This is a genomic window from Acinetobacter genomosp. 15BJ (assembly GCF_000400715.1).
Taxonomy (GTDB): domain Bacteria; phylum Pseudomonadota; class Gammaproteobacteria; order Pseudomonadales; family Moraxellaceae; genus Acinetobacter.
The window spans coordinates 135,136-159,526 of record NZ_KE007346.1 but is presented as its reverse complement, the minus strand read 5'-3'; the positions used below and the strand labels follow the sequence as shown (position 1 = coordinate 159,526).

The 24,391-nt window shown below is 42.0% G+C and carries 24 protein-coding genes; 12 read left to right on the top strand and 12 right to left on the bottom strand.

Annotated elements, in window-relative coordinates:
* Positions 1 to 51 precede the first annotated feature (51 nt).
* On the top strand, positions 52 to 537 hold the full coding sequence (locus F896_RS15880) for a GNAT family N-acetyltransferase (RefSeq protein WP_032882062.1): 486 nt from the start codon (positions 52 to 54) through the stop codon (positions 535 to 537).
* 1 nt (position 538) lies between these two features.
* Here F896_RS15880 and F896_RS15885 read toward each other — a convergent pair whose 3' ends face one another.
* The 3 genes from F896_RS15885 to F896_RS15895 all read right to left on the bottom strand — a co-directional run bounded on the left by F896_RS15885 (position 539) and on the right by F896_RS15895 (position 2,690).
* Entirely contained in the window at positions 539 to 970 is a 432-nt protein-coding gene (locus tag F896_RS15885) for an NUDIX hydrolase (RefSeq protein ID WP_016162665.1), read from the bottom strand.
* A complete protein-coding gene (locus F896_RS15890; protein ID WP_016162664.1) occupies positions 967 to 1,509 on the bottom strand; it encodes an AAA family ATPase in 543 nt (180 codons plus the stop codon). Before F896_RS15890 ends, F896_RS15885 begins: the two co-directional genes overlap by 4 nt.
* A gap of 83 nt (positions 1,510 to 1,592) precedes the next feature.
* The gene (locus F896_RS15895; RefSeq protein ID WP_016162663.1) at positions 1,593 to 2,690 is read right to left on the bottom strand and encodes an agmatine deiminase family protein; all 1,098 of its coding nucleotides are present in this window, start codon (positions 2,688 to 2,690) and stop codon (positions 1,593 to 1,595) included.
* 226 nt (positions 2,691 to 2,916) lie between these two features.
* On the opposite strand from F896_RS15895, the gene F896_RS15900 reads away from it, so the two are divergent.
* The 5 genes from F896_RS15900 to F896_RS15920 all read left to right on the top strand — a co-directional run bounded on the left by F896_RS15900 (position 2,917) and on the right by F896_RS15920 (position 8,014).
* A complete protein-coding gene (locus F896_RS15900) occupies positions 2,917 to 4,122 on the top strand; it encodes an acetyl-CoA C-acetyltransferase (RefSeq protein ID WP_016162662.1) in 1,206 nt (401 codons plus the stop codon).
* Positions 4,123 to 4,132: 10 nt separating this feature from the next.
* Positions 4,133 to 6,268 (top strand): 3-hydroxyacyl-CoA dehydrogenase NAD-binding domain-containing protein, encoded by a 2,136-nt coding sequence (locus tag F896_RS15905; protein ID WP_016162661.1) that lies wholly within the window; start codon positions 4,133 to 4,135, stop codon positions 6,266 to 6,268.
* Positions 6,269 to 6,434: 166 nt separating this feature from the next.
* Positions 6,435 to 6,659 carry a hypothetical protein gene (locus F896_RS15910; protein WP_016162660.1) on the top strand — a complete coding sequence of 75 codons (225 nt, stop codon included), beginning with the start codon at positions 6,435 to 6,437 and terminating at the stop codon, positions 6,657 to 6,659.
* Positions 6,660 to 6,725: 66 nt separating this feature from the next.
* Positions 6,726 to 7,580, top strand: a complete 855-nt coding sequence (locus F896_RS15915) for a patatin-like phospholipase family protein (protein ID WP_016162659.1) — start codon at positions 6,726 to 6,728, stop codon at positions 7,578 to 7,580.
* Between the two features lie 200 nt (positions 7,581 to 7,780).
* The gene (locus F896_RS15920) at positions 7,781 to 8,014 is read left to right on the top strand and encodes a hypothetical protein (protein WP_016162658.1); all 234 of its coding nucleotides are present in this window, start codon (positions 7,781 to 7,783) and stop codon (positions 8,012 to 8,014) included.
* 32 nt (positions 8,015 to 8,046) lie between these two features.
* Here F896_RS15920 and F896_RS15925 read toward each other — a convergent pair whose 3' ends face one another.
* On the bottom strand, positions 8,047 to 8,475 hold the full coding sequence (locus F896_RS15925) for a GNAT family N-acetyltransferase (protein ID WP_016162657.1): 429 nt from the start codon (positions 8,473 to 8,475) through the stop codon (positions 8,047 to 8,049).
* A gap of 17 nt (positions 8,476 to 8,492) precedes the next feature.
* Positions 8,493 to 9,710 carry a class I SAM-dependent methyltransferase gene (locus F896_RS15930; protein ID WP_016162656.1) on the bottom strand — a complete coding sequence of 406 codons (1,218 nt, stop codon included), beginning with the start codon at positions 9,708 to 9,710 and terminating at the stop codon, positions 8,493 to 8,495.
* Between the two features lie 101 nt (positions 9,711 to 9,811).
* Between F896_RS15930 and trhA the strand changes: the two genes are divergently transcribed.
* From trhA to lpxO, 3 genes are all read left to right on the top strand, one after another.
* Positions 9,812 to 10,453, top strand: a complete 642-nt coding sequence (trhA, locus tag F896_RS15935) for a PAQR family membrane homeostasis protein TrhA (RefSeq protein WP_023271383.1) — start codon at positions 9,812 to 9,814, stop codon at positions 10,451 to 10,453.
* Positions 10,454 to 10,558: 105 nt separating this feature from the next.
* A complete protein-coding gene (locus F896_RS15940; protein WP_016162654.1) occupies positions 10,559 to 11,869 on the top strand; it encodes an MFS transporter in 1,311 nt (436 codons plus the stop codon).
* A 162-nt stretch (positions 11,870 to 12,031) separates the two neighbouring features.
* Positions 12,032 to 12,937, top strand: coding sequence for a lipid A hydroxylase LpxO (gene lpxO, locus F896_RS15945; RefSeq protein ID WP_016162653.1), 906 nt, complete (start codon positions 12,032 to 12,034; stop codon positions 12,935 to 12,937).
* 62 nt (positions 12,938 to 12,999) lie between these two features.
* Here lpxO and F896_RS15950 read toward each other — a convergent pair whose 3' ends face one another.
* Positions 13,000 to 13,404 carry a thioredoxin domain-containing protein gene (locus F896_RS15950; RefSeq protein ID WP_004802827.1) on the bottom strand — a complete coding sequence of 135 codons (405 nt, stop codon included), beginning with the start codon at positions 13,402 to 13,404 and terminating at the stop codon, positions 13,000 to 13,002.
* A 150-nt stretch (positions 13,405 to 13,554) separates the two neighbouring features.
* Positions 13,555 to 16,284, bottom strand: a complete 2,730-nt coding sequence (gene secA, locus F896_RS15955) for a preprotein translocase subunit SecA (RefSeq protein WP_016162652.1) — start codon at positions 16,282 to 16,284, stop codon at positions 13,555 to 13,557.
* 363 nt (positions 16,285 to 16,647) lie between these two features.
* Between secA and F896_RS15960 the strand changes: the two genes are divergently transcribed.
* From F896_RS15960 to F896_RS15970, 3 genes are all read left to right on the top strand, one after another.
* On the top strand, positions 16,648 to 17,289 hold the full coding sequence (locus F896_RS15960; RefSeq protein ID WP_016162651.1) for a peroxiredoxin: 642 nt from the start codon (positions 16,648 to 16,650) through the stop codon (positions 17,287 to 17,289).
* 413 nt (positions 17,290 to 17,702) lie between these two features.
* On the top strand, positions 17,703 to 18,512 hold the full coding sequence (locus F896_RS15965; RefSeq protein WP_016162650.1) for an MBL fold metallo-hydrolase: 810 nt from the start codon (positions 17,703 to 17,705) through the stop codon (positions 18,510 to 18,512).
* Between the two features lies 1 nt (position 18,513).
* The gene (locus F896_RS15970) at positions 18,514 to 19,098 is read left to right on the top strand and encodes a dual specificity protein phosphatase family protein (protein ID WP_032882025.1); all 585 of its coding nucleotides are present in this window, start codon (positions 18,514 to 18,516) and stop codon (positions 19,096 to 19,098) included.
* Between the two features lie 132 nt (positions 19,099 to 19,230).
* Here F896_RS15970 and F896_RS15975 read toward each other — a convergent pair whose 3' ends face one another.
* The 5 genes from F896_RS15975 to trpA form a co-directional block, all read right to left on the bottom strand.
* Positions 19,231 to 20,169, bottom strand: coding sequence for a DUF6929 family protein (locus F896_RS15975; protein ID WP_016162648.1), 939 nt, complete (start codon positions 20,167 to 20,169; stop codon positions 19,231 to 19,233).
* Between the two features lie 94 nt (positions 20,170 to 20,263).
* On the bottom strand, positions 20,264 to 21,328 hold the full coding sequence (locus tag F896_RS15980; protein ID WP_016162647.1) for an SPOR domain-containing protein: 1,065 nt from the start codon (positions 21,326 to 21,328) through the stop codon (positions 20,264 to 20,266).
* The gene (gene folC, locus F896_RS15985) at positions 21,319 to 22,605 is read right to left on the bottom strand and encodes a bifunctional tetrahydrofolate synthase/dihydrofolate synthase (RefSeq protein ID WP_016162646.1); all 1,287 of its coding nucleotides are present in this window, start codon (positions 22,603 to 22,605) and stop codon (positions 21,319 to 21,321) included. Before folC ends, F896_RS15980 begins: the two co-directional genes overlap by 10 nt.
* Positions 22,602 to 23,498, bottom strand: a complete 897-nt coding sequence (gene accD / locus F896_RS15990) for an acetyl-CoA carboxylase, carboxyltransferase subunit beta (RefSeq protein WP_004802814.1) — start codon at positions 23,496 to 23,498, stop codon at positions 22,602 to 22,604. The genes folC and accD overlap by 4 nt, the downstream gene beginning before the upstream one ends.
* Complete coding sequence (gene trpA / locus F896_RS15995; RefSeq protein WP_016162645.1) at positions 23,495 to 24,298, bottom strand: tryptophan synthase subunit alpha; 804 nt, start codon at positions 24,296 to 24,298, stop codon at positions 23,495 to 23,497. Before trpA ends, accD begins: the two co-directional genes overlap by 4 nt.
* Between the last annotated feature and the right edge of the window lie 93 nt (positions 24,299 to 24,391).

Genomic DNA, 24,391 nt, shown 5'->3' with positions numbered 1-24,391 from the left:
ATTTTAAATGTGCTAATAATCAAGCATACCGCTCTGATGTGCTTGATTAAAATGATCATTAAAAAAGCTGACTTTTCTCACCCACAAGTTCAAAATTTGATTCATATCCATTTGCATGGTCTGCATCAAAACACCCCACTTGATCATAGTTTTGCATTAGACCTCAGCAGTCTGCAAAAAGATTCAATTAGCGTCTACACCTTATGGAACGATGATGAATTACTGGGCTGTGGTGCAATCCAAGAACTGACACCCGACCACGCAGAAATCAAATCTATGCGGACACATCCGGCCCATTTGCGTCAAGGAGTCGCGGCACAACTACTGGAATATTTACTAGAACTTGCCCAGCAACGTCACTATCAAAAAGTCAGTTTAGAAACAGGAAAAGACGTTCACTTTGATGCAGCAATCAAACTTTATAAGAAGTTTGGTTTTGTTCAAGGTGCAGCTTTCGCAGAATATACTGAATCACCCTATAACCAATTCTTTCATTTAGATTTATCGAATACGTCCATAAACTCAAGCTTGGAATGATCTACGCATTGAATAGCCATTGCTCAATGCCTTTTGGATAAACTGGATATTGAGTGAGTGCGATTTGCTCTCGACTTAGCCACTGTGCGATATAGCTATGCCCATTGGTTTCGCGCCCCTGTATCTCGTGTTGCTTATACATATATGGATCTACAAATTCGGCATCATATACAAACACAATTTCATGGCCTTGCTGCCCATCAAAGCTAAATAGATTTTCCACGACGCAGACAAGTTTAGGCTGTGTCATCTGCTGCTGAATCTCTTCCAAGACCTCTCTTTCAATTGCCTGAAGAGAGGTTTCTCCAAACTCAATACCGCCACCGATCGGCCTGAAAAAATATTCATCCTTGTTGGGATCATACGCTTTTGCAAGTAACACCTTGTCATTATGACGAAATAGGCATAAAGCTTTTGCTCGAATAGATGTCATTGCATAGCCTTAATCTGTTCTAAAAATTTTTCCGCTTGTTTCGGAGAAGTCAGACGAATAAATTGGATATGTTGATAGTCAGGGTTTTGCATCAAAGCTAAGTATTTCCTACGATTTTTAGGATACGATTTAATTAACCAGATAAAAATAGATTCTTTGGACAGCATCAATTTTAAACTTTCCCTATTATTTGAATCTTCCCATAACTTTTTCCGACTGATCACACGCCCAAATGTACGCTTGGTCAAACGATATAAATTGATGTGCAAGGGATAATCTAACCAGATGACGGTATCTACTTTCTCCATCATCATTGGAGTAGTGCGGGTATAAAGTCCATCAATGACCCACCCTGCCGCAGCATTTTTCATGGCGATTTTTAGCTTCAAAAACAAGGCTTCATTTGACGATTCTTGCCAATCATCCAGCCAAAGTAAATTATCTAGTTCGATGTATTGTAATTGTTGTTTTTGCGCCAACTGTCGGGCAAGCGTCGATTTACCTGAACCTGTGGTACCAATAATATTAATAAACTTCATTTGTTATTAGCACAATAAAAAGGCAGGTGAGTTTAAACAACTTGCATCGGCTTGTGAACCAGTCGATGCAAGTTGTAAATCAGTTACTTATCTCTAGCCGCTTGAATAAGTTTCGCAGCATTGTCCCCAGTCACCTGCCAAGTGAGGCAACGCACACTGCCACCCATTGGACAGACACTTTCAGCATTTACGGGAATGACTTTCTTGCTGGTATTTTGCTTGATGATCGTGAGTGCTTTTTGGTCATGCGGCATATTAAAGGTTGGCACATAAATATTGTTATGTGTGACCGTCGCATTTAAATTCACACCGCATGCGGACTCAAAACCTTCCCACTGCCCTTTTGGATTGATCTTATATTCAACAGGCACTTCCACAATTTTTGCAGTTGGAAAAGAAGCTTTTAACTCCTTCATTACTGTTGTTCTAAATGCTGGTGTTTTTGAATAGTCATTCACCAGCAAGGTGTTTTTATCCACCCAACTGACCATGCCATCCGAATGTGCCAGCACTTCTTCATCGGGTTCTAGAATGGCAACTTCAGTTGCACCCAACGTGGCTTTTAACTCTTGTTTGGCCTCGTTATAGCTAAGCTCATTATCTTCCATAAACCGTGTGGTGGTAATCACACGACCCGCATAGTCATCAACAAGGTTACCCCCATCAATCATCAAATCAGTTTTGGCTCTTTGAATTTGATAACGATCAGCAAACTGACTAAAACTTTTTTGCACATCTTTACTTTGTTTCTTGGTCATCGAGGCCCAAGTATAGGTAAATTGCACAGGCTGCATTGGATTAACTGTGGTGAAGTCGCGCATCCAGATATCACGGACATCATCCACCAGTAAAATATCTTCAGGTACTTTGCCTGTGAAATAAGGCTTGGTATCCTCATCCACCAAAATCACCACATTATCATTGCCCAAAATTGATTTTGCATAATCAATCTGGAAATCTACAATCCGTTGAAATGCTGATTTGTAATACGGATCATGTACAGAAGGCGCAGACAACACCAATAGCATTTTGCTATCAGCAACTTGATTTGAATACGTTTGACTCACCTTATTTTTATCCTCAATTGCTTTGTTATTTTCAATATTCCGTCCAGATGAATCACATCCAAAAAGTGACAAGATCAATGCCATAACAGCATAGTGACGCTTTAGTTTTATCATGTGCTTTCGCCCATCTTTTCTATCAATCATTTCCAAATGCTAGTCTAATCGAAGATGTCACAAGACATGCAGAAAAATACCAAATTTAACGCTTGGCTTGATCACTCACGCAATCTATCAAATTGGCGAAAAGCATCAAACTTGCCAATGTTTATCATCATTGCACTGACACTTAAATTGAGTACACTCGATAAACAACAATTTTAAGGTGATACAAGGAAAACCTATGAGCGAGGCCTACATTATTGATGCCATTCGCACACCACGCGGAAAAGGGAAAAAAGACGGCTCACTTCATGAAGTCAAACCGATTACTTTACTCACATCATTATTGAATGAATTACAACAACGCCATCAACTTGATACGTCAAAAGTCGATGACATCGTCTTAGGTTGTGTCACACCGATTGCTGACCAAGGTGGTGATATTGCTAAAACTGCGGCGATTGCGGCGGGTTGGAATGATGATGTTGCAGGCGTGCAAATCAACCGTTTCTGCGCATCTGGTTTAGAAGCAGTCAATTTAGCAGCACAAAAAGTACGCTCTGGTTGGGAAGATATTGTGGTTGCTGGTGGTGTGGAATCCATGTCACGAATCCCAATGGGTTCTGATGGTGGTCCTTGGGCACTAGATCCTGAAACCAACTTAAAATCTTCTTTTGTGCCACAAGGTGTTGGTGCAGACTTAATTGCAACCTTAGATGGCTATAGCCGCGAAGATGTCGATGCTTTTGCCGTTGGCTCACAACAAAAAGCAGCGGCAGCACAGGCCAAAGGTTATTTTGATAAATCCGTGGTGCCTGTAAAAGACCATTCGGGTGTGATGATCTTAGAAAAAGATGAATTTATTCGAGGTGCTACTACCGTTGAAGGCTTGGCAAAACTCAATGCCAGCTTTGAAATGATGGGACAAATGGGCTTCGATGCGGTTGCGCTACAGAAGTATCCTGAGGCACAAAAAATTAACCATGTGCATCATGCAGGTAACTCATCAGGCATCGTTGATGGCGCTGCGGTGGTGTTATTGGCTTCTGAAAAAGCCGTCAAAGAACAAGGCTTAAAACCACGTGCCAAAGTATTGGCAACGGCATTGGTGGGTACTGACCCGACCATCATGCTCACGGGTCCTGCACCTGCTGCGCGTAAAGCCTTGGCCAAAGCTGGCTTAACGATTGATGATATTGACCTATTTGAAGTCAATGAAGCATTTGCTGCCGTGGTGATGCGTTTTATCAATGAGCTCAACGTTCCAGCCGAGAAAGTCAACGTCAATGGCGGTGCAATTGCGATGGGTCATCCATTGGGTGCAACGGGTGCCATGATTTTGGGTACTTTGTTGGATGAATTAGAGCGTCAAGGTAAAAAACGTGGCCTAGCCACATTATGTGTTGGTGGTGGAATGGGGATCGCCACCATTATTGAGTTGGTGTGAGGAGAACAACATGAGCGCTATTAAATACGAAAAAAACGCTGACAATATTGTAATTCTTACCCTTGATTCATCAGGTCAATCTGCCAACACCATGAATGCAGAATTCCGTGATTCACTCAATGAAGTCAGCCAAAAGCTTAAAACAGAAACTGATCTAAAAGGCATTATTTTCCGTTCGGCCAAGAAAACCTTCTTTGCAGGCGGAGACTTGGATGAACTCATTCAAGTACAACCAGAACATGCCACTGAATTTTTCAAAATGATTGAAGAACTCAAGGGCGACTTACGTGCGATTGAAACTTTAGGTGTACCTGTTGTTGCTGCATTAAATGGTACGGCGCTCGGTGGCGGTTGGGAAATTGCCTTAGGTTGTCATTACCGTATTGCCATCAATGATCCAAAAACCAAATTTGGTTTGCCTGAAGTGACCTTAGGCTTGCTGCCAGGTGGTGGCGGTATCGTGCGTATGGTACGTTTACTTGGCTTACAAAATGCGTTTCCTTTCTTGATGGAAGGTAAGCAATTTGGCGTGGATAAAGCAAAGTCGCTCGGTTTGGTACATGACACTGCTGAGAATGAACAAGAGCTGTTAGATAAGGCGATTGCTTGGGTCAAAGCCAATCCTAAATCTCAACAGCCATTCGATGTCAAAGGCTACAAGATTCCGGGTGGCGATCCAAAAAACCCAGCTGTAGCACAAGTGCTTGCAATTGCCCCTGCGATGCTACGTGATAAAACCAAAGGCTGTTACCCTGCGCCTGAAGCGATCATGGCGGCAGCAGTAGAAGGTGCGCAGGTTGATGTTGATACCGCTTTACGTATCGAATCACGTTACTTTACTCAACTCACGGTCGGTCAGATTTCTAAAAATATGATCGGCACATTCTGGCATGGTCTTAATGCAATCAAGTCTGGTGCAAGTCGCCCTGCGGATGTTGCAAAATGGCAAGCCACTAAAGTCGGTGTGTTAGGTGCGGGGATGATGGGTGCAGGCATTGCCTATTCAACCGCAATCAAAGGCATCCCTGTGATCCTGAAAGATGTATCGGTTGAAAATGCAGAGAAAGGTAAAGCCTACTCACAAAAGCTTCTCGACAAACGTGTTTCACAAGGTCGTATGACCGCAGAAAAGCGTGACCAAGTCTTAGCACTAATTACTGCAACAGCAAATGCAGCGGACTTGCAAGGCTGCGACCTGATCATCGAAGCGGTATTTGAAAACCAAGAACTGAAAGCTAAAGTGACTCAGGAAGCTGAACAATATTTGGCTGATGGTGGAATCTTTGCATCGAATACCTCTACCCTACCCATCACTGGTTTGGCGACGGCGAGTAAAGATGCTCAAAAGTTCATTGGACTTCATTTCTTTAGCCCAGTCGATAAAATGCAGTTGGTTGAAATTATCAAAGGCAAACAGACCTCTGCTGATACCTTGGCGAAGGCTTACGACTTTGTCCAGCAAATTGCCAAAACCCCAATTGTAGTGAATGACAGCCGTGGCTTCTTCACCAGCCGCGTGTTTGGTACATTCATTCAAGAAGGTATGCGTCTACTTGCAGAAGGCGTACATCCAGCCAAAATTGAAATGGCTGCGCTGAAAGCAGGTATGCCGGTTGGCCCACTGGCGATTCAAGATGAAGTGTCTCTGACCTTGACTGAACATGTCGCAGCAGAAACCCGTAAAGCCCTGCAAGCGGAAGGCAAAGATTTACCGAAAAGCCCTGTCGATGAAGTAGTACACACTATGATTCACGAGCTGAACCGTAAAGGTAAGGCTGCGGGTGCTGGTTTCTATGACTACCCTGAAAATGGTAAAAAACATTTATGGGATGGGCTCAGTCGTTGGCAGAAAGAGAATAGCATTTCTGAACAAGACATGATTGACCGCTTCCTGTTTGTGCAAGCACTGGATACCCTGCGCTGCTATGAAGAAGGTGTTTTAGAGTCTGTGATTGATGCCAATGTCGGTTCGATTTTTGGAATTGGCTTTGCCCCATGGACAGGTGGTGCCATTCAATTCCTGAATCAAAATGGCATTCAAAAATCATTGCAACGTGCCGAGCAACTAGCAGCACAATATGGTGAGCGTTTTACGCCACCAAAGTTATTGAAAGAAAAAGCACAGCAAAATACTGTGATTCAATAATCTCGATTTAGCCAAGCCAATTAAGGCCCGTACGGAACTCCTTGTCTGTACGGGCTTTTTTATGCGCTCGACAAAATCACAGCAAAACATCTGAGTAATACATCACAATTTATGCTATAACTTGCTCAATTCTGCTTTATTTTTTTGCATCATTTGGAAATTTCTTATGTCTGAAAAACTCTGCCCAGAAACTTCGCCTTGGGGTTGGAAAGCATTAATCATCACTACAATTCTCAGCGTACTGTTTATGGTGATTTTCTACTTGGCCATTAATAATGAACCAGATTATATGCCGATGAATCAGAAGAAAGCCGCAACTCCTGCTGAAATGTCACAATCCTCAATGTCGGCAGAAACAGGAACAACGGAAGCACATCAACACAATCACTAAAGTGTTATTGTCGAATATGATAAATCCGTGTAAAACATGGGTTTATCATGATATTCGAGATTTTCAATGCTTCAACAAAATCGTCAGGCACTGGTCGTTGAAGGCGGTGGAATGCGCGGTGCATTCACCAGCGGTGTCTTAGATGCATTTTTACAGCAACAATTTAATCCTTTTGATCTCTGCGTTGGCGTCTCTTCAGGCTCAACCAATGTGGCTAACTACCTCGCAGCACAGCAAGGCCGCACCCTAAATCTCTACCTCGATCACTCGCTTCGTTCTGAGTTTATTCAATACGGTCGCTTTTTCAAAGGCGGTGACCTACTGGACTTAAAATGGATGTGGGACATCGTCGAAAAAGAGCATCCGCTCAATCAAGCTCATTTATTTGCCAATCATCCTGAATTTTATATGGTATTGACGCATGCCATTTCAGGTGAAGCCACTTATATCAAAGCTTCCAAAGACAATATCTTAGAAGGTCTAAGAGCATCCAGTTCAATTCCTGTCTTAACTCGTCAAGCAGTTGAAGTCTTCGGTGAGCCTTATTTTGATGGCGGTGTTGCAGATGCCTTACCCGTGCATTGGGCAGCACAACAGCATGATGTTTCCAAGTTAATGGTACTCAGAACTCGTCCAAAAAATTATTCTAAGGCCAGCAGTAAAGGTGATCAGTTCCTTGCCAAATACCTGTTTAAACAACAGCGTGGTTTTGCACAAAGTTTATTAACGCGAACTCAACGTTATAACGCTGCCGTCGAATTTACCCGCTCAGCCTCTGGTCAGAAAATTCTGGAAGTTTGCCCACCTGATTTAAAAAATATGGCAGGTCGACTTTCAAAGAATAAATCCAAGATCCGTTATAGTTATGATGTAGGAATAGAAACAGGGTTAAAGGCAATTGAGGACTGGAACAAGCTTTAATTCTTATACAAACAAATCTAATTATACTTTGGATGGCGAAGCATTCTTTCTTAGTTCAACGATGGCAGCATCTTCGATCTAGGCTTCCCTATCCAAAGTATAAGCCAATTTCTTAACCTCAATTCCCTATTTCCACTTGGCAAATCAGCCCTAAAGGGCGCAAAATCTAGTTTTATGTTTTGTTATTTTTGGAATTTATTATGAATAATCAGCCATCCCAAAAAAAAGATTCAAATGAAGAAACCGTACTGGGATGGAAATTTGTAATTATTGTCGGTGTGCTCAGCACGATCTTTTTAAGCTTTTTCTATTTGGCCATGACCCAAGAACCTGACTATATGCCAGGCGCACAGCGTAAAGCGCAACAACAAAAAGAGCTTTCTCAGGAAACTTCTCCTGCAAGCTCAGAAGTGGCTGCACAAACGAAGCAATAGTCAGAACAATCAATAGATGCCAATCTTACAGGTCAAACCGCTCCTGTGATTGGCATGATCATCTCAATATGTGGAATACCACATTCATCATATTCATCTCCTTGCACCACAAAACCAAGCTGCTGATAAAATGACATCGCATGGACTTGTGAAGACAAATGCAGGAATGCACGACCCTGCTGGTCCGCAAAGGCTATAATATCCAGCATAATCATTTGACCAAGACCCTGCCCCCGATAAGCCTTAAGCACAGCAACTCGCCCAATGCTATTATTTTGCAATAATCGTGCTGTCGCAATCGGCTGATCCTGATCATAGATGACAAAGTGTTGTGAGATCGCATCTTGCTCATCCCACTCATCCGCTTCAGCAATACCTTGTTCCTGAATAAAAACCAATGTTCGGATCAATTTCGCATCTTGCTGTAATTGATCCCAATTTCCCTGCTTGACTTGGTACATCTTTTTCTCTGTTTTAATTAACACTTACAACCGATATTCTCGATTGGCATTTGATCTTGCAATAATAATTCTAGACTCTGTTTTTCAATGCCATACATGGCTTTTAACGCTTGAATCTGCCGCATGATTTTGGCATCAGGTTGTTGAATATCTTTGCGCTTGGTCGCAAGAATCATTTTATTCTTACTGGTATGCTCCAAAGACACAAACTCAAAAACTTTGGTTTCATAACCATAAGCTTTAAGCAGTAATGCACGTAGAGTATCCGTCAGCATTTCAGCCTGTTGCCCCGCGTGAATCCCGAATTGCAACATCGGCTGTAATACCTCTGGACTTTGCAGCTGTGGCCGGAGTTCCTTATGGCAACAAGGTGCGCACATAATCATGGATGCATTGAGGCGAATACCGGTATGAATGGCAAAGTCAGTGGCGATATCACAGGCATGCAATGCAATCATTACATCTAACTTTTCTGGCTGATAGCTACGCACATCGCCTTCAAAGAAATCAAGATGACTAAAACCTGTTTGATCAGCAACATTTTGGCAAAATTCAACCAGATTCGAACGTAGTTCAACCCCCGTAATTAACGGTGTTTTATGCTGCGCCTGTAAATAGTCATATAATGCAAAAGTTAGATAACCTTTGCCTGAGCCGAAATCAACAATATTCAATTCTTGCTGTGAAGCATCAATCTGTTCATAAGCATGTGAAAAGATTTCAATAAATTTATTAATCTGCTTCCACTTACGCGCCATACTCGGAACGATTTGCCCTTTTTCATCGGTAAGGCCGAGATGTTTTAAAAATGGACTTTGCTGTTGCACATAACGCTGCTTTTCACGATCGTGCTGCTGTTGTCCTACTTTGTCGGCAGATGCTTGCTTCTTCTGACTATTCAGCATGGCTTTCTTTTTGTTTTTCTTAAGCTGAATATCTTGCTCCAAGCTAAATAAATTGGCCTGTTTACACTGATTCAATAATTCAGCAATTTTCTCGAAGCCTTCATCCATCGTATAGTTTTTAGTCACATCTTGCGTAGTATGGTGATATAAGCAAGACAGCATTGCTTGTCCTTGCAACTCAATCACGCGAAAGCTTATCTTTTCTAGTTGCGCTATTTCACCTTTGTACTGACTCAAAATCAGGCGATCAAAGCTTTTATTTTCAATAGATTGCTGGATATCCAAGAAAAACTGCTGTTCTTGTTCAAAAGAAAATTTCGGCGCAAACATAATGAAAACCTGACAAATAGAAACTAAATTTTAAAGCGTCTTACTTTAAAAGGGAAATTGCATTACGATACAGTTGTATTTTTATGCAACCAGATCGCTTGATGAACACAAACACATTGCTGGACTATGACCCCAAAGAAGAACTGATTAATGCCTATAGTCATGGCGCTGGCGCAGTACTGGCTTTAATTGCTTCAATCTTTTTGATCATCAAAGGCTACGGCCTGCCTTTAGGGCAATGGATCAGTTTATGGGTCTATGGCTTTAGCTTGGTGCTGTTACTCAGTAGTTCCATGCTGTATCACTTTGCCCAAGATGAACGTAAACGCTATTGGTATAAAAAACTGGATCATACCGCGATTTACTATCTGATTGCAGGCACCTACACCCCATTTCTTAGTATTGCCATTCCAACCGCCAAGGCACATTACTTACTGATTGCTTTATGGGCCATTGCTCTAATCGGTACTTTGTTCAAATTGGTATTCATTCATCGCTTCCAAAAACTTTCTTTAGCTGCCTATTTAGTCATGGGTTGGCTGGCTGTTTTGGTGATGGATGATATGCAACGTTATTTGTCTAAAGAAGCGGTACAACTGCTGATTGCAGGTGGTTTGGCTTATACCATCGGCACATTGTTTTATGCCTTAAAAAAGGTAAGATATACCCACGCAATTTGGCATGTTTTTGTGCTATTAGGCGCAGGATTACACTTTTTGGCAATCTACTGTTATGTATTATAAGTCCATATATAGCATTAAGTTTTCGAAGTAAAACTGCACATTCAAAAGGAATTTTTCAAGACAGCCATTATTCTGTTTCTTGAATGAATAACATGAAGGTCTTGTATGTCGTCAAGCACTCCGACTGCCACCCCAGAAGTGGCCAGCAATTCAAAAGTACGGGTATTATTTGCTAGCCTTGTCGGTACCACGATTGAGTTTTTTGACTTTTATATCTATGCCACAGCAGCAGTACTGATTTTTCCACACTTATTTTTTCCAGAAAGTAGCGATGGCGCTGCGGTGCTCAAGTCACTGGCGACCTTTGCAATTGCTTTTATCGCCCGCCCGATTGGTGCAGCAATTTTTGGACATCTCGGTGATCGAATCGGACGTAAGGCCACGCTAGTTGCTGCCTTGCTGACCATGGGTATTTCAACGGTGTGTATTGGTCTATTACCAACTTATGCACAAATTGGCCTTGCTGCACCACTATTGCTCGCCTTATGCCGTTTGGGTCAAGGTTTAGGTTTGGGTGGTGAATGGAGCGGCGCAGTACTCCTTGCCACTGAGAACGCACCAGAGGGCAAACGTGCTTGGTACGGTATGTTCCCACAACTTGGTGCACCGATCGGTTTCATCCTTGCAACAGGCTCATTCCTGTTGCTCAATGCCTTTATGTCTGAACAAGCATTCATGACTTGGGGTTGGCGTATTCCATTTATCGCAAGCGCAGTATTGGTTTTGGTTGGTTTATACATACGTTTAAAACTACATGAAACCCCCGCTTTCCAGAAAGTATTAAACAAGCAAAAAGAAGTGAATGTACCGTTTAAAGAGGTCATGACCAAGCATTTACCAATGCTCATCCTCGGTACGATCGCAGCAATCTGTACTTTCGTGGTGTTCTATCTCACCACCGTATTTGCCTTGAACTGGGGCACCACCAAGCTCGGCTATGCCCGTGGTGAATTTCTAGTATTGCAGCTCGTCGCGACATTATGTTTTGCTGCCTTTATTCCGCTCTCTGCAATTTTTGCAGAGAAATTTGGCCGTAGAAATACATCAATTGCAGTATGTATTCTTTCAGCCTTGTTCGGACTGTGTTTTGCGCCACTGCTCGGCTCAGGTAGCCCAATTCTGGTGTTCTTGTTCTTATGTATCGGCCTTTCGATTATGGGCTTAACCTATGGTCCAATTGGTACCGTATTGTCAGAAATCTTCCCAACTTCAGTTCGCTATACAGGCTCAGCTTTAACTTTTAACTTGGCAGGTATTTTCGGTGCATCCTTTGCACCATATATCGCAACCAAGTTGGCAGAAAGTTATGGCTTAGGTGCAGTTGGTTTATATTTGAGTTTGGCTTCCATTTTATCGTTAATCGCATTTTTAATGATTCGCGAAACCAAACATGATGATGTAAATAACCAAATTTAATCATTATTTTTCAGATGATCTGCGAAAAACACACGCTCAGATCATCTGAAATACCATTCAATTGCATAGTTTTTATCTTATAAAGTTGCACTTAGGGCTGCATTCTTCCAAATATTTTTTGTGCTAAAATAACCGCCTTCATTTTTTTTAGACGATTGTGTTATGTACGCAGTGATTATCGTTGCCGTATTTTTAGTCAGCTTTTTGTATACCTACTTACGGGGTAAAGAGCGCTTAAAAGCATCTCGACAATTATTTGACCATTCGACATTTTTAGCACCGATCAACATGTTTATGACGGGCTTTTCTAAGTTGCCGAACCAGCCTTTCTTTGATGTGGCACAGTTCCCAGAACTGAAACCATTGCAAGACAATTGGCAAGTGATTCGTGAAGAAGCGATTCAGCTTCAGAACCAAATTAAAGCTTCTGAAAAAAATAATGATGCTGGCTTTAATACTTTCTTTAAGCGTGGTTGGAAACGCTTTTATCTGAAATGGTATCAAGATAGTCATCCATCAGCACAACAACTCTGTCCAAAAACGGTCGCCTTACTGGAAAGTATTCCTTCAGTCAAAGCGGCGATGTTTACCGAACTGCCTTCTGGTAGTTACTTAGGTAAGCATCGTGATCCCTATGCAGGTTCGGTACGCTATCACCTAGGCTTAGTCACACCGAATAGCGATGACTGCTTTATTGAGGTTGATCAAGAGCGTTATAGCTGGAGAGATGGGGAAGCCACAGTCTTTGATGAAACCTTCGTACACTGGGCAGAAAACAAAACTGATGAAACCCGTATTATCTTGTTCTGCGATATCGAACGTCCGATGAAATGGGGTTGGGCGCAAAAGTTTAATTACTGGTTTGGTCGTAATGTCATGTCTGCGGCAAGTTCACCCAATGATGATCAAGACAAAACTGGTTTTATTAACCGTATTTTTAAATACGGCTATGCCGTGCATCACTATGGTCGTGGTTTAAAAGAGCGTAATCGTCCACTTTACTACGTATCGAAATGGCTGCTTTTTGCTATCCTGATTGGCTTAATTTTATTACCAAGCTTTTTATAATAAAATTCTTCCATAAAAAAGAGATGCAATTGCATCTCTTTTTTATTTCAAACAAATTGAAATTAATTTGCTTTTGCAGTTTGTGTACCTGCAGTTTGTGCCGCAGCAGCATTGGCCGCTTGAACAGCTGTTTCACCGATTAAAGCAATCTTAGCTTTCTCTTGGCTTTGTGCTGATAATGCAGGATTTGATGCCACAATACGGTTAATATTTGCTGAGTTTGCAGGTGCGATTGCAGCAGTTTGCAATACGATTGGGCGGTTGCCTGTATCACCTAAAGTATAGCGAATGCCAGTACGTGGACTAATCACAGTGGTTACTTCACGCTTGACTTGCGCCTCAGCTGTATTGGTACCTTTTGCTGCCAATACTTTATCTACAGTTGTGGTTTGTGGTGCATCGTCTGCAAATGCAAAACCAGATACCGCCGCAGTTGCCAAAATTAAAAGTTGTAATGGTTTTTTCATTGTCTTCCCGCTTTTAATGCGAACTCAATCAAGATCTCTAAGTCCAATAATGAAACTACAAAGCGTGCTTGGACTCAAGTAAATTCTCGTAAAAAAAAGCAGAGGCTAATGCTCTGCTTTTTTTATTTCAGCTGAAATCAAGTCATGAACTTAGATTTTACCGTGACATTGCTTGTATTTAAGACCAGAACCACATGGACAAGGCGCATTACGACTTTCTGGTACTGGGAACGCATTTTCTGTCATCTCAGTCTCTTCAAAAGCAGTGACTTCACCCGTTAAACCATCTACATCATCATGCTCGAAAGACAGACGCATTGATTCAGCCTGACGTTGTTGCTGTGCTTCAAGTTCTGCTAACTCTTCTGCTGTCGGCACATGAACACGAGAAAGGTCCGTCACGACATCAGACTTAATCACACCCAACATATTCACAAACAAGTTGAAGGCTTCTTTCTTGTATTCCTGCTCAGGATTCTTCTGCGCATAACCACGTAAATGAATACCTTGACGCAGATAATCCATCGCCGCTAAATGATCTTTCCAATGGCGATCAAGTGAATTCAACATAAAGTGACGTTCAAGCATTGCTGCTGATTCATCACCCATTTGTTCACGGCGTTGACGATAGCGTCCAAGCACTTCGTCAGAAATACGTGCAATCAAACCTTCTTCATCTAAACGTCGATCTTGGTCTAACCATTGCTGTACTGGCAAATCAATGCCTAAATCTGCGTGTAAGGCATTTTCTAAACCTTCAATATCCCACTGATCGTGAACCGACTCTGGTGGAATAAAGTCCGCAATTAAACCCTTCACTACTTCTTGATGCATTTCTTCGATGTAATCTTGTAAAGTGCTTTCAGCCAATACTTCATCACGTTGCGAGTAAATGATCTTACGTTGTTCGTTGTTTACATCATCGTATTTCAATAAGTTCTTACGAATATCAAAGTTACGTGCTTCAACTTTACGCTGCGCATTCTCGATTGAACGGCTCACCATTTTGTGTTCAATGGCTTCACTTTCTTGTAAGCCCATTGCACGCATCATGGCAACTACACGATCACCCGCGAAGATACGCATCAAATCATCTTCAAGCGACAAATAGAAACGAGATACACCTGGGTCACCTTGACGACCTGCACGACCACGTAACTGGTTATCAATACGACGTGATTCGTGACGTTCAGAACCAATGATATGCAAACCACCAGAACTTAAAACATCTTCGTGATCTTTTTCCCATTGCGCTTGTAAACGCGCTTCATCTTCTGCTGTTGAATTTTCAATTTTGGCAAGCTTGGCTTTCCAGTTACCACCCAGCAAAATATCTGTACCACGACCCGCCATGTTAGTCGCAATCGTCACCGCATTTGGACTACCCGCTTGTGCAATAATATCCGCTTCACGTTCGTGCTGTTTTGCGTTCAAGACTTCGTGATGAATACCTGCTTGTAGCAACTTAGAAGACAAGATTTCACTTGCTTCAATAGTCGCTGTACCAATCAAGATCGGTGCAACACCCTGCTGACGAATATTGGTAATTTCTTCAATAATCGCGGTGTATTTACCATTACGGTTTAAGTAAATTAAATCGTTATGGTCCTTACGAACCATTGGGCGATGCGTTGGAATAATGACAACATCTAGGCCATAAATTTCTTTCATTTCCGCAGCTTCAGTATCTGCAGTACCAGTCATACCTGAAAGTTTTTTATACAGACGGAAATAATTCTGGAAGGTTGTAGTTGCAAGCGTTTGGTTTTCAGGTTGAATTTCCATGTTCTCTTTGGCTTCAACCGCTTGATGCAAACCTTCTGACCAGCGACGACCTGGCATAGTACGACCGGTACTTTCATCCACAATAATGACTTCTTCTTTCTGAGTCTGTGGATTAACGCCAATGATGTAGTGTACGTTCTTTTGATAAAGATAATGTGCACGAATCGCAGCAGTCACATGGTGAACCAAGTTGAGGTTGGTTGCTGAATACAGGCTTTCACCTTCAGCCAACAAGCCCATTTCAATCAGTTTTTGCTCAACCGTTTCATAGCCGACTTCAGTCATTTCGACTGAACGTTGTTTCTCATCGACCCAGAAATGCCCACCATCAGCCACTTTTTCTTCTTTCTGTGGACGTAATGTTGGGGGAATACTGTTAATCAACTGATAAAGATGAGATGAATCTTCACTTTGACCCGAAATAATTAATGGCGTACGTGCTTCATCAATTAGAATTGAGTCGACTTCATCGATAATGGCATAGCTTAAACCACGCTGCTTTTTCTCTTGTAGAGAAAACACCATATTGTCACGTAGATAGTCGAAACCGAATTCGTTATTGGTACCGTAAGTAATATCAGCAGTATACGCTTGTGCTTTTTCAGCAGGCATTTGCATGGAGTAAATCACACCAATGCTGAGCCCTAAGAATTCGAATAATGGACGGTTTAACTCAGCATCACGTTGTGCCAAGTAGTCGTTCACCGTAATCACGTGAACACCTTGACCGCTTAATGCATTGAGATAACAAGCCAAAGTACCCATCAGGGTTTTACCTTCACCTGTACGCATTTCGGCAATTTTACCTTCGTGCAAGGTAATACCACCAATCAACTGCACGTCATAATGGCGCATGCCCATGACACGTTTTGCTGCTTCACGACACACCGCAAACGCTTCTGGCATTAACTTATCTAAACTTTCGCCATTACTAAAACGTTGTTTGAATTCTGGAGTTTTTGCAGAGAGGTCTGCATCGTTAAGAGCAGATATCGTCGGTTCAAGCGCATTAATTTGTTCAACAATTTTACGCATGCGTTTGAGCTCGCGCTCATTTTTTGTACCGAAGATACCTCCGATCAGACTTGCCAACATGAATAAACTCTCTAATCCTGTTTGTTATAAGGTTTGTCAATTTCAACAAACCCTAGGTCGGTTAATTTTTTCTTAGCTGTTATTATGGAGTCAGAAATAAGAACTACAAGTGCTTTGCATTCAAACAGGCAAAAAAATCTGCGAGGCGATTCTGACATCACACAACCAAAGAGCGTTAATGTAGCAAATTTGCATTTAACTTACATCGATTTGAATGTGTATTTCTGATCATTTTTTAGCATCACCACGTATTAATATCCAAAAAATTCATAACAAAATGAAAAAACAATCTTTTTATTTATAAAGAGAATACTGCATATTGAATGGAGATAGAAAACATAAAGAATGTATAGAGGACTGATCATGACATTACGTTTAGGCGACATCGCCCCAAATTTCCAACAACAATCAAGCCAAGGCGATATTGATTTCTATGGCTTTCTAGGGGATAGCTGGGGAATCCTTTTTTCCCATCCTGCAGACTACACCCCAGTCTGTACCACGGAACTTGGCTATACCGCAAAGCTAAAAGATGAATTTGAAAAGCGCGGAGTGAAAGCCATTGCCCTTTCAGTCGATGATGTTGAATCACATCAAGGTTGGATTCAGGACATCAACGAAACGCAGAACACCACGGTCAACTTCCCGATCATCGCGGACAAAGACCGTAAAGTTTCTGAGCTGTATGGCTTTATTCATCCAAATGCCAGTGAGACTTTAACGGTACGTTCATTGGTGATTATTGACCCGAACAAGAAAGTTCGTTTGATTATTACCTATCCTGCATCGACAGGCCGTAATTTTAATGAAGTATTGCGTGTGGTAGATTCACTACAATTAACCGATAAGCATAAAGTGGCAACCCCAGCAAACTGGCAACATGGTGAAGATGTGGTCATTGTTCCATCATTGAAAGATGAAGAAGAAATCAAACAACGCTTCCCGAAAGGCTATAAGGCCGTCAAACCTTATTTAAGACTCACCCCCCAGCCTGAACAAGATTAAAGCGTATGCTTTAATCGCAGTGCAAGACAAACGTAGTGCGTAGCAATAAAGACGAGCAACGCTCGTTCCTGAGAAGCGGCTAAAGCTTCGCAAGAAGATGAACAGCTATGCTGTGAATTACGAGATTGAAGCCAATTAAAGGCTTCAAGCGAAGCGCAAGACAAACGAAGTGCGTAGTAATAAAGACGAGCAACGCTCATTCCTAAGAAGCGACTGAAGCTTCGCAAGAAGATAAACAGGCCGTGAGGTGAAGAGCACATCTGTAATGAATAAATCGAGTCAAGATTGAATAACATGCATCTCTGCCTATCCTCTGGATAGGCTTTTTTATATACCAGTAAAAATTGTTTTGGTATTTCTGAATCAATCGGTTATAAAAATAATTCGATCCGCCACACAATAAAAAAAGCACCATGATCTACAATATCCACCATCTACATTGTGGTAGCTTCTGCCCGACTTGCGCGCCATTATTTGGACAAAAAGGCTGGAAAGCCCACCTCGTCTGTCATTGCCTGTTGATTGAAACTGATCGCGGTTTAGTCTTAATTGACACAGGACTAGGACTTCAAGACTATTTACATACTGAACAGCGTTTAGGCCGTTTACTTAAACAGTTTGGTTCAATTGTGCCGAATTTAAAACTCACTGCCATCCAACAAATTCAACAACTCGGCTTTAACCCTAGTGATGTAAAACACATTTTTGTGACCCATTTAGATTTTGATCATGCAGGCGGAATTTCAGATTTCCCCAATGCCACCGTGCATCTCTTAGCTGCGGAATTTAATGCCACCCAATCACTCACAGCCAAAGGCAAGCTTCGTTATAAAACTGAACAATTCAAACAGCATCGTCATTGGAGCTTTGCTGAGCATAACGATGGCGAAGCATGGTTTAACCTGCAAAAAGTCAAAGGGCTTCCATTATTTCAGGATGAAATTTTGATGATTCCATTGATTGGACACACCGCAGGGCACTGTGGCATCGCCATCAAAAAAGCAGATGGTTGGATGTTATTTTGTGGTGATGCCTATTACACCCATTTAGAGCTCAATCCAAAAAATAAACTCAGAGCCTTGGATCTCACAGAACGTTTATTGGCCGAAGATAATCAACTGCGTTTGCAAAACCTGAAGCAGTTACAATATCTCGCTCAACATGAACCAAGCATTGAGTTAATTTGTGCGCACGATCCCGTCGAATTCAATCGTTATCTGTAATATGAAAAAAACACTCCTTACTCTCACCCTGATTTCTACACTCAGTGTTGGTGGATGCATGAAGCATCCTAGCCTAGTTGATGAACAACGCCCTAAAAACTGGGGAACGTTAATCTCCCATACACATAATTTTTATCAAATTAGCAATGATGTATTTCGTAGTGATCAGCCCAGTAATGAACTCATTCCAAGCCTAAAACAATATAATATTGATACGGTCATCAATCTCAGAGCTAGAAATGAAGATGCCAAAGTTTTAAAAGATCAACCTTTTAATCTAGTGCATATTCCAATTTACACATGGGCCATCAATCGTCAAGATCTATTGCAAACCATGCAAGCAATTCAAACAGCCAAGCAAAACAATCATAAAATTTTAGTGCATTGCTATCACGGATCTGACCGCACTGGTGCAACTATTGCGATGTATCGTATTATTTTTGAAAACTGGTCGATTAATGATGCGGTCAAAGAGATGAAACAAGGTGGCTATGGCTTCCATGTGATTTGGAAAAACATTGACCATTTATTTACACCTGAAAATGTAAAATGGATTCAACAACAATTGTCGAACCCATCTCGTTAAAAATTGATTTTTTGAGTGATGAAGCTCTATTTATTTAGTAGATAGAGCTTATTAAAGGAACTGGCTTATCTAGTCATCATGAATCAACTTGCAAAATATACTGCTCAAAATTACATGATCACCAAGCAAATTTTACTTCCCCTTCTGGTTTTCAAAAGCTGAATGAGCCAGCCATACCTTCAAAATTTCAGAATCTCCACCATCACTATCCGTGACCAATAAGAATACTTCTCCATCAGTTCTCGACTCGAACCAAGTAATCCCTTCAACTTTAATCGGTAGCGTTTTACCTTCTTCATCTTGAATCAAATGACTGGATAACGCCTTACCATCTGGCGAGAACAGCAAAATAAAACTACCCAGCACATCACCATCGTCATAGGTATTTAATGTTTGCTCAACCGCTGCCGTGGCAACTATTAGATTTTTATCCACAAAAAAATAGGCATCAGAAATCCCACTTGCAGCTCCCCCAATCTCAGGTAAATTGAGATTAAGCGAGTTGATAAGCGCATTTTCTAACGATTTTCCTGCTTGAATTTTAGCTAAATCAAAGGCTAAAACACCATGATGGCGATTAATATTGCCACGTTGAAAGATATAGAGGTGACAGTCATCCGAACAGACGGCTTCTATATTGAGATCTGCTCCACCCGTTAATTCAACGCTGTTTTCTAAAAAGTGATAATCAACTGCATCCAGAAAAATGCTGATTTGATTGTTAGAGGGATTATAAAGTAATGCTTGTTTCCGATTTTCGGTAGAACCTGATCCCATCACCAATAGTTGCTGTTGCCCATCTAAGGTTATGCAACTTAATGCTTCAAAATCAGGCTTTTTTTCTTTGCTCAATACGCTAAGTGATATGTGCTCAGCCGACTCAGATAACGGAACTCTTTCAAAAACCGTTGCACTGGTCAGCTTATTGTCCCGATTGTTTTTTAATAAGTAACGTACATCGTCACCAACAAAATAAACATCGTCCCCTATACAAGCGACACCAGACAGTGCACTAACATCGGAATCTTGTGAAAAAAAAAATCGTTCTAATATTCTGATAGCGGTATTCATGATCGCGAGTCCCCTATTTAATTTTGATGGAACACTCACAACATGAATAAAGCTTGTGATGTGTTCCTGATTTAATCTAGGGGATGCTCAACGTCTATCGCTGGTCAAGCGGAACCCAATCAATCACCCAAGCAGATTTCATATTTAAGCTTTCATCCGTTGTGATTTTCTTACGCGTGTTATCCGCAGTATCACGATCCTTGGCAGGACCAACCATAATCCGGATCCCTTTAGAGGTCTGGCTAGTCGTTACCTTGTAGCCTTTAGCACGTAATTTCGACACTACAGCGTCTGCATTGGCTTGGTTTGCAGCCAATGCCACTTGTACCATCCACTTTTTATCGCCATTTTCCATCAGATCACGTGCTTTCTCAGCCTCAGCTTTCTTCTCAGTTTCGGCTTTACGCTTATCTTCTGCTGCTTTCTTGTCAGCTTCTGCTTTACGTTTATCGTCTGCTGCTTTCTTATCTGCTTCAGCTTTGCGTTTATCTTCAGCGGCTTTCTTGTCCGCTTCTGCTTTACGCTTATCTTCTGCTGCTTTCTTGTCCGCTTCTGCTTTACGCTTGTCTTCTGCTGCTTTCTTATCCGCTTCAGCTTTACGTTTATCTTCCGCTAGCTTCTTTTCAGCGTCAGACTTCTGTTGATCTGTTTTTTGCTGCTCAATGCGCTTCTTTTCATCAGCTTTACGCTTTTCTTCAGCAAGTCGTTGAGCCTTGGCTTTTTCGTCTTCAACCAATTCAGGTGGAATATTATCCGAGCTTTCTTGAGCTGCAGTACGACGTGCATTAATCGCTGCATATTCTTCTGCAGCTTTACGTGCTGCTGCAGCTTCGGCCTGTTGCTGCATCTTTAAGAATTCAGCCGCACGTGCTTCTTGTTCAGCCACCGCTTTTTCACGTGAACGACGCTGCTCTTCCAGTAACCGCTTTTCTGTTTCCACATCGACAGCCAATGGTTGCAATGACACCATTTCGCTGTCTTGAGCTGGCTGTGCCGTTTTCGGTTTAGACTCAGTTTTGGGAATCGGATGAGTAACTGGAGCTTGCGTGTGATCTTGCTCAATTTCATCATTGCCCTTTAACAGCAATGCAGCTAATAAAACACCACCACCGAGTAGAACAACGCCGCCCATCCAACGTTGTTTGTTATTCATCGACATTCTTCTAAATACTCCCAGACCGCTTCTAAAGTATGAAACGAACCACAGACTAAAATCAGCTGATTGTTATTACTTTGTTTCAGCACAGTTTCAAACGCTTGCTGGATACTGCCAAACTCGTATACCTGTTGCCCTTGCAATGCATCATGTATCTGTTGCACTGGTGCAGCTCTAGGCACATCTAAATTAGCAATAAACCAATCTTTTACTGTTGTTTTTAGTAAATCAGTGACCGATGGAATGTCTTTATCGGCCAACATTGAAAATACTGCAACAACTTCTGTGTACTGTTTATTGTATTTTAAGAATTTTCGCAACTGCTTCAATAAAAATTCGACGCCATGCGCATTATGCCCAGCATCAAAAATCACGGTTTTATCTTGGATTTGTCGAATTTCAAAACGACCTTGTAAGCGTGCTTGTTGAATACCTGTTGCAATCGCTGCTTGCGAAACCTCAACACCACTCGTCAATACAGCTGCAACTGCGGTAGAAATATTATCGAGCGCTAGCTGCCCAACAGGAAGCTGTAAGGTTGTGCCAGAAGACGCAAATGACCAAGTTTGGCCATCATCATTCTGCTGGTAAAAATAATCTCGATTCAAGGCATATAGCTGAGCTTGGGTTTCAACCACTTTATCTTGAATGGCTTGCGGCAGTTGTTGCTGACCTGCGAAAACGACTGGAATATTCGGACGAATAATCCCTGCTTTTTCAAATGCGATTTTTTCTACGGTGTCCCCGAGCCAATCCACATGATCCAATCCAATATTGGTAATCACGGCGATATCAGGATCAATCACATTGACCACATCAAGACGACCGCCTAGACCAACTTCAAGCACCCAAACATCACATTGTTGCTGTTTAAAAATCAAAAAAGCAGCCAAAGTGGTTGCTTCAAAAAAAGATAAACTTAAACCACATTCACGTCGTGCTTGATCGACTAGAACAAAAGCATCAACCAAACTTCGATCATCAACCTCAGCACCCGCCAGCTTTACCCTTTCATTAAAACGATAAATATGCGGTGATTGATACAGACCAACCTTGTAGCCTTGCGCATTTAAAATCGCAGCCAAGGTTGTGGTGGTTGAACCTTTACCATTGGTTCCTGCGACGGTAAACACCTTCGCTTGAGGTTGCATCACACCGAGCTTTTCAGCGACGGGAATGACACGTTCTAAACCTAAATCAATGCCTGTAACATGAACATGGCCCCAATAATCGAGCCATGTTGTTAATGTGTCTGTTGAATGTGGTGCGAGTGGTTTCAAGGTAAATTCATCAGCTTAGCGACAAGTCTGTATACAGTATCACGTAATGCATGACGATGAACGATCTGATCGACTACACCATGATCAAGCAAATATTCTGCACGTTGGAACGGTTCTTCCAGTTTTTCACGTACTGTTTGTTCAATCACGCGTTTACCTGCAAAACCAATCATGGCTTTCGGTTCAGCAATATGGACGTCGCCGAGCATCGCCAATGAAGCGGTCACACCACCATAAACTGGATGGGTTAATACCACCAAGTATGGAACACGCGCTTCTTTCATTTTCTGGATTGCCGCAGCAGTACGCGCCATCTGCATCAAAGACAACATACCTTCCTGCATACGTGCGCCGCCAGAAGCTGCAAAACAGATCATTGGTTGATGCAATGCGATTGCGCGTTCAGCGGCCTGTACAAAACGGTCGCCAACGACTGTACCCATTGAACCCGCCATAAAATCAAACTCAAAGGCACACGCAATCAGGTCTAGGCCTTTCAACGAACCCTGCATCACCACAAGTGCTTCGGTTTCATCTGTTTTGTCTTGTGCTTCACGAATGCGATCTGGATAAGGTCTGCTATCTACAAATTTTAATGGATCTTTGGGATTAAATTCTTGACCTAACTCACCATTCACTTGATCAAAGAACCAGTTCAAACGATCGCGCGCACGCATATGTAAGTGCTCATCACACTGCGGACACACATAGGCATTAAATGACATTGCAGTACGTGTTACCAGCGCATGGCACTCAGGGCATTCAATCGTAGGCTCAGTAAAGGTCGCTTTAAATATCTGCTGTTGATCTGCAACCTGAATACCAGGAACGTGACGCTCAGTCCAAGGTGTTGAAGGGTTAAGAACCTTCCCTGATGTTAACTCTTGACTCATACTAACTCATCGAGCGCAGCTCGAAGCTCCTTCACTTTATTCACCGTCTGTTGCGCAGCTTGATCCGCTGGCAATGTCGCAAAAGATTTAACGAAAGCACTTCCTACAATCACGGCATCGGCAACTTGACCCATCGCTTTTGCAGACGCAGCATCACTAATCCCAAAACCAACGCCTACTGGCACATTGGTCTTAGACTTAATTTTTGCAATACGTGCTGCTGCTTCAGAGGTATCTAAAGTTGCTGCACCGGTCACACCTTTGAGTGACACATAGTAAACAAAGCCGCTGGCCTGATTGACCACATGTTGGATACGTTGGTCTGTTGAGGTAGGTGCAAGCAAGAAGATCTGATCCATTCCATTTTGTTTAAGAACTTCACCTAATTGCTTCGACTCTTCTGGTGGTAAGTCCACCAAAAGCACCCCATCAACACCGCAGTCTTTCGCATAAGCAACAAACTTTTCATAACCAATGACTTCGACAGGATTTAAATATCCCATCAGTACTACTGGCGTAGTTTGGTCTTTTTCACGAAAGGCTTTCACCATATCCAATGCATCTAAGGTATTGGTTCCACCTGCCAAAGCACGCTCAGCGGCTAAGGCAATCACAGGACCATCTGCCATTGGGTCAGAGAATGGTAGACCTAGCTCAATGACATCGACACCCGCTTCAACCATTTGGTGAAGCAATGGAACGGTTACCTGTGGATGCGGGTCACCTGCCATAACATAAGAAACAAGCGCTTTACGTTGCTGAGATTTAAGCTGTTCAAAACGAGTGGCAAGACGTGACATAGGATTATGCTTTCCTGATTTATATAAATTAAGGAGTTGTTTGTAGTCATACAAAAACACTGCATTGTAACGCTATTTTTTGTTCATTGAACA

Coding starts and splice junctions, on each gene's coding strand:
- F896_RS15895 (WP_016162663.1), bottom strand. CDS start 2,690: ATGATAAAACTAAAGCGTCACTATGCTGTTATGGCATTGATCTTGTCA.
- accD (WP_004802814.1), bottom strand. CDS start 23,498: ATGAGTCAAGAGTTAACATCAGGGAAGGTTCTTAACCCTTCAACACCT.
- lpxO (WP_016162653.1), top strand. CDS start 12,032: ATGTACGCAGTGATTATCGTTGCCGTATTTTTAGTCAGCTTTTTGTAT.
- F896_RS15925 (WP_016162657.1), bottom strand. CDS start 8,475: ATGTACCAAGTCAAGCAGGGAAATTGGGATCAATTACAGCAAGATGCG.
- F896_RS15950 (WP_004802827.1), bottom strand. CDS start 13,404: ATGAAAAAACCATTACAACTTTTAATTTTGGCAACTGCGGCGGTATCT.
- F896_RS15930 (WP_016162656.1), bottom strand. CDS start 9,710: ATGTTTGCGCCGAAATTTTCTTTTGAACAAGAACAGCAGTTTTTCTTG.
- F896_RS15975 (WP_016162648.1), bottom strand. CDS start 20,169: ATGAATACCGCTATCAGAATATTAGAACGATTTTTTTTTTCACAAGAT.
- F896_RS15920 (WP_016162658.1), top strand. CDS start 7,781: ATGAATAATCAGCCATCCCAAAAAAAAGATTCAAATGAAGAAACCGTA.
- F896_RS15880 (WP_032882062.1), top strand. CDS start 52: ATGATCATTAAAAAAGCTGACTTTTCTCACCCACAAGTTCAAAATTTG.
- F896_RS15900 (WP_016162662.1), top strand. CDS start 2,917: ATGAGCGAGGCCTACATTATTGATGCCATTCGCACACCACGCGGAAAA.
- secA (WP_016162652.1), bottom strand. CDS start 16,284: ATGTTGGCAAGTCTGATCGGAGGTATCTTCGGTACAAAAAATGAGCGC.
- F896_RS15890 (WP_016162664.1), bottom strand. CDS start 1,509: ATGAAGTTTATTAATATTATTGGTACCACAGGTTCAGGTAAATCGACG.
- F896_RS15980 (WP_016162647.1), bottom strand. CDS start 21,328: ATGTCGATGAATAACAAACAACGTTGGATGGGCGGCGTTGTTCTACTC.
- F896_RS15940 (WP_016162654.1), top strand. CDS start 10,559: ATGTCGTCAAGCACTCCGACTGCCACCCCAGAAGTGGCCAGCAATTCA.
- trpA (WP_016162645.1), bottom strand. CDS start 24,298: ATGTCACGTCTTGCCACTCGTTTTGAACAGCTTAAATCTCAGCAACGT.
- F896_RS15915 (WP_016162659.1), top strand. CDS start 6,726: ATGCTTCAACAAAATCGTCAGGCACTGGTCGTTGAAGGCGGTGGAATG.
- F896_RS15910 (WP_016162660.1), top strand. CDS start 6,435: ATGTCTGAAAAACTCTGCCCAGAAACTTCGCCTTGGGGTTGGAAAGCA.
- F896_RS15970 (WP_032882025.1), top strand. CDS start 18,514: ATGAAAAAAACACTCCTTACTCTCACCCTGATTTCTACACTCAGTGTT.
- F896_RS15905 (WP_016162661.1), top strand. CDS start 4,133: ATGAGCGCTATTAAATACGAAAAAAACGCTGACAATATTGTAATTCTT.
- F896_RS15965 (WP_016162650.1), top strand. CDS start 17,703: ATGATCTACAATATCCACCATCTACATTGTGGTAGCTTCTGCCCGACT.
- F896_RS15960 (WP_016162651.1), top strand. CDS start 16,648: ATGACATTACGTTTAGGCGACATCGCCCCAAATTTCCAACAACAATCA.
- F896_RS15885 (WP_016162665.1), bottom strand. CDS start 970: ATGACATCTATTCGAGCAAAAGCTTTATGCCTATTTCGTCATAATGAC.
- trhA (WP_023271383.1), top strand. CDS start 9,812: ATGAACACAAACACATTGCTGGACTATGACCCCAAAGAAGAACTGATT.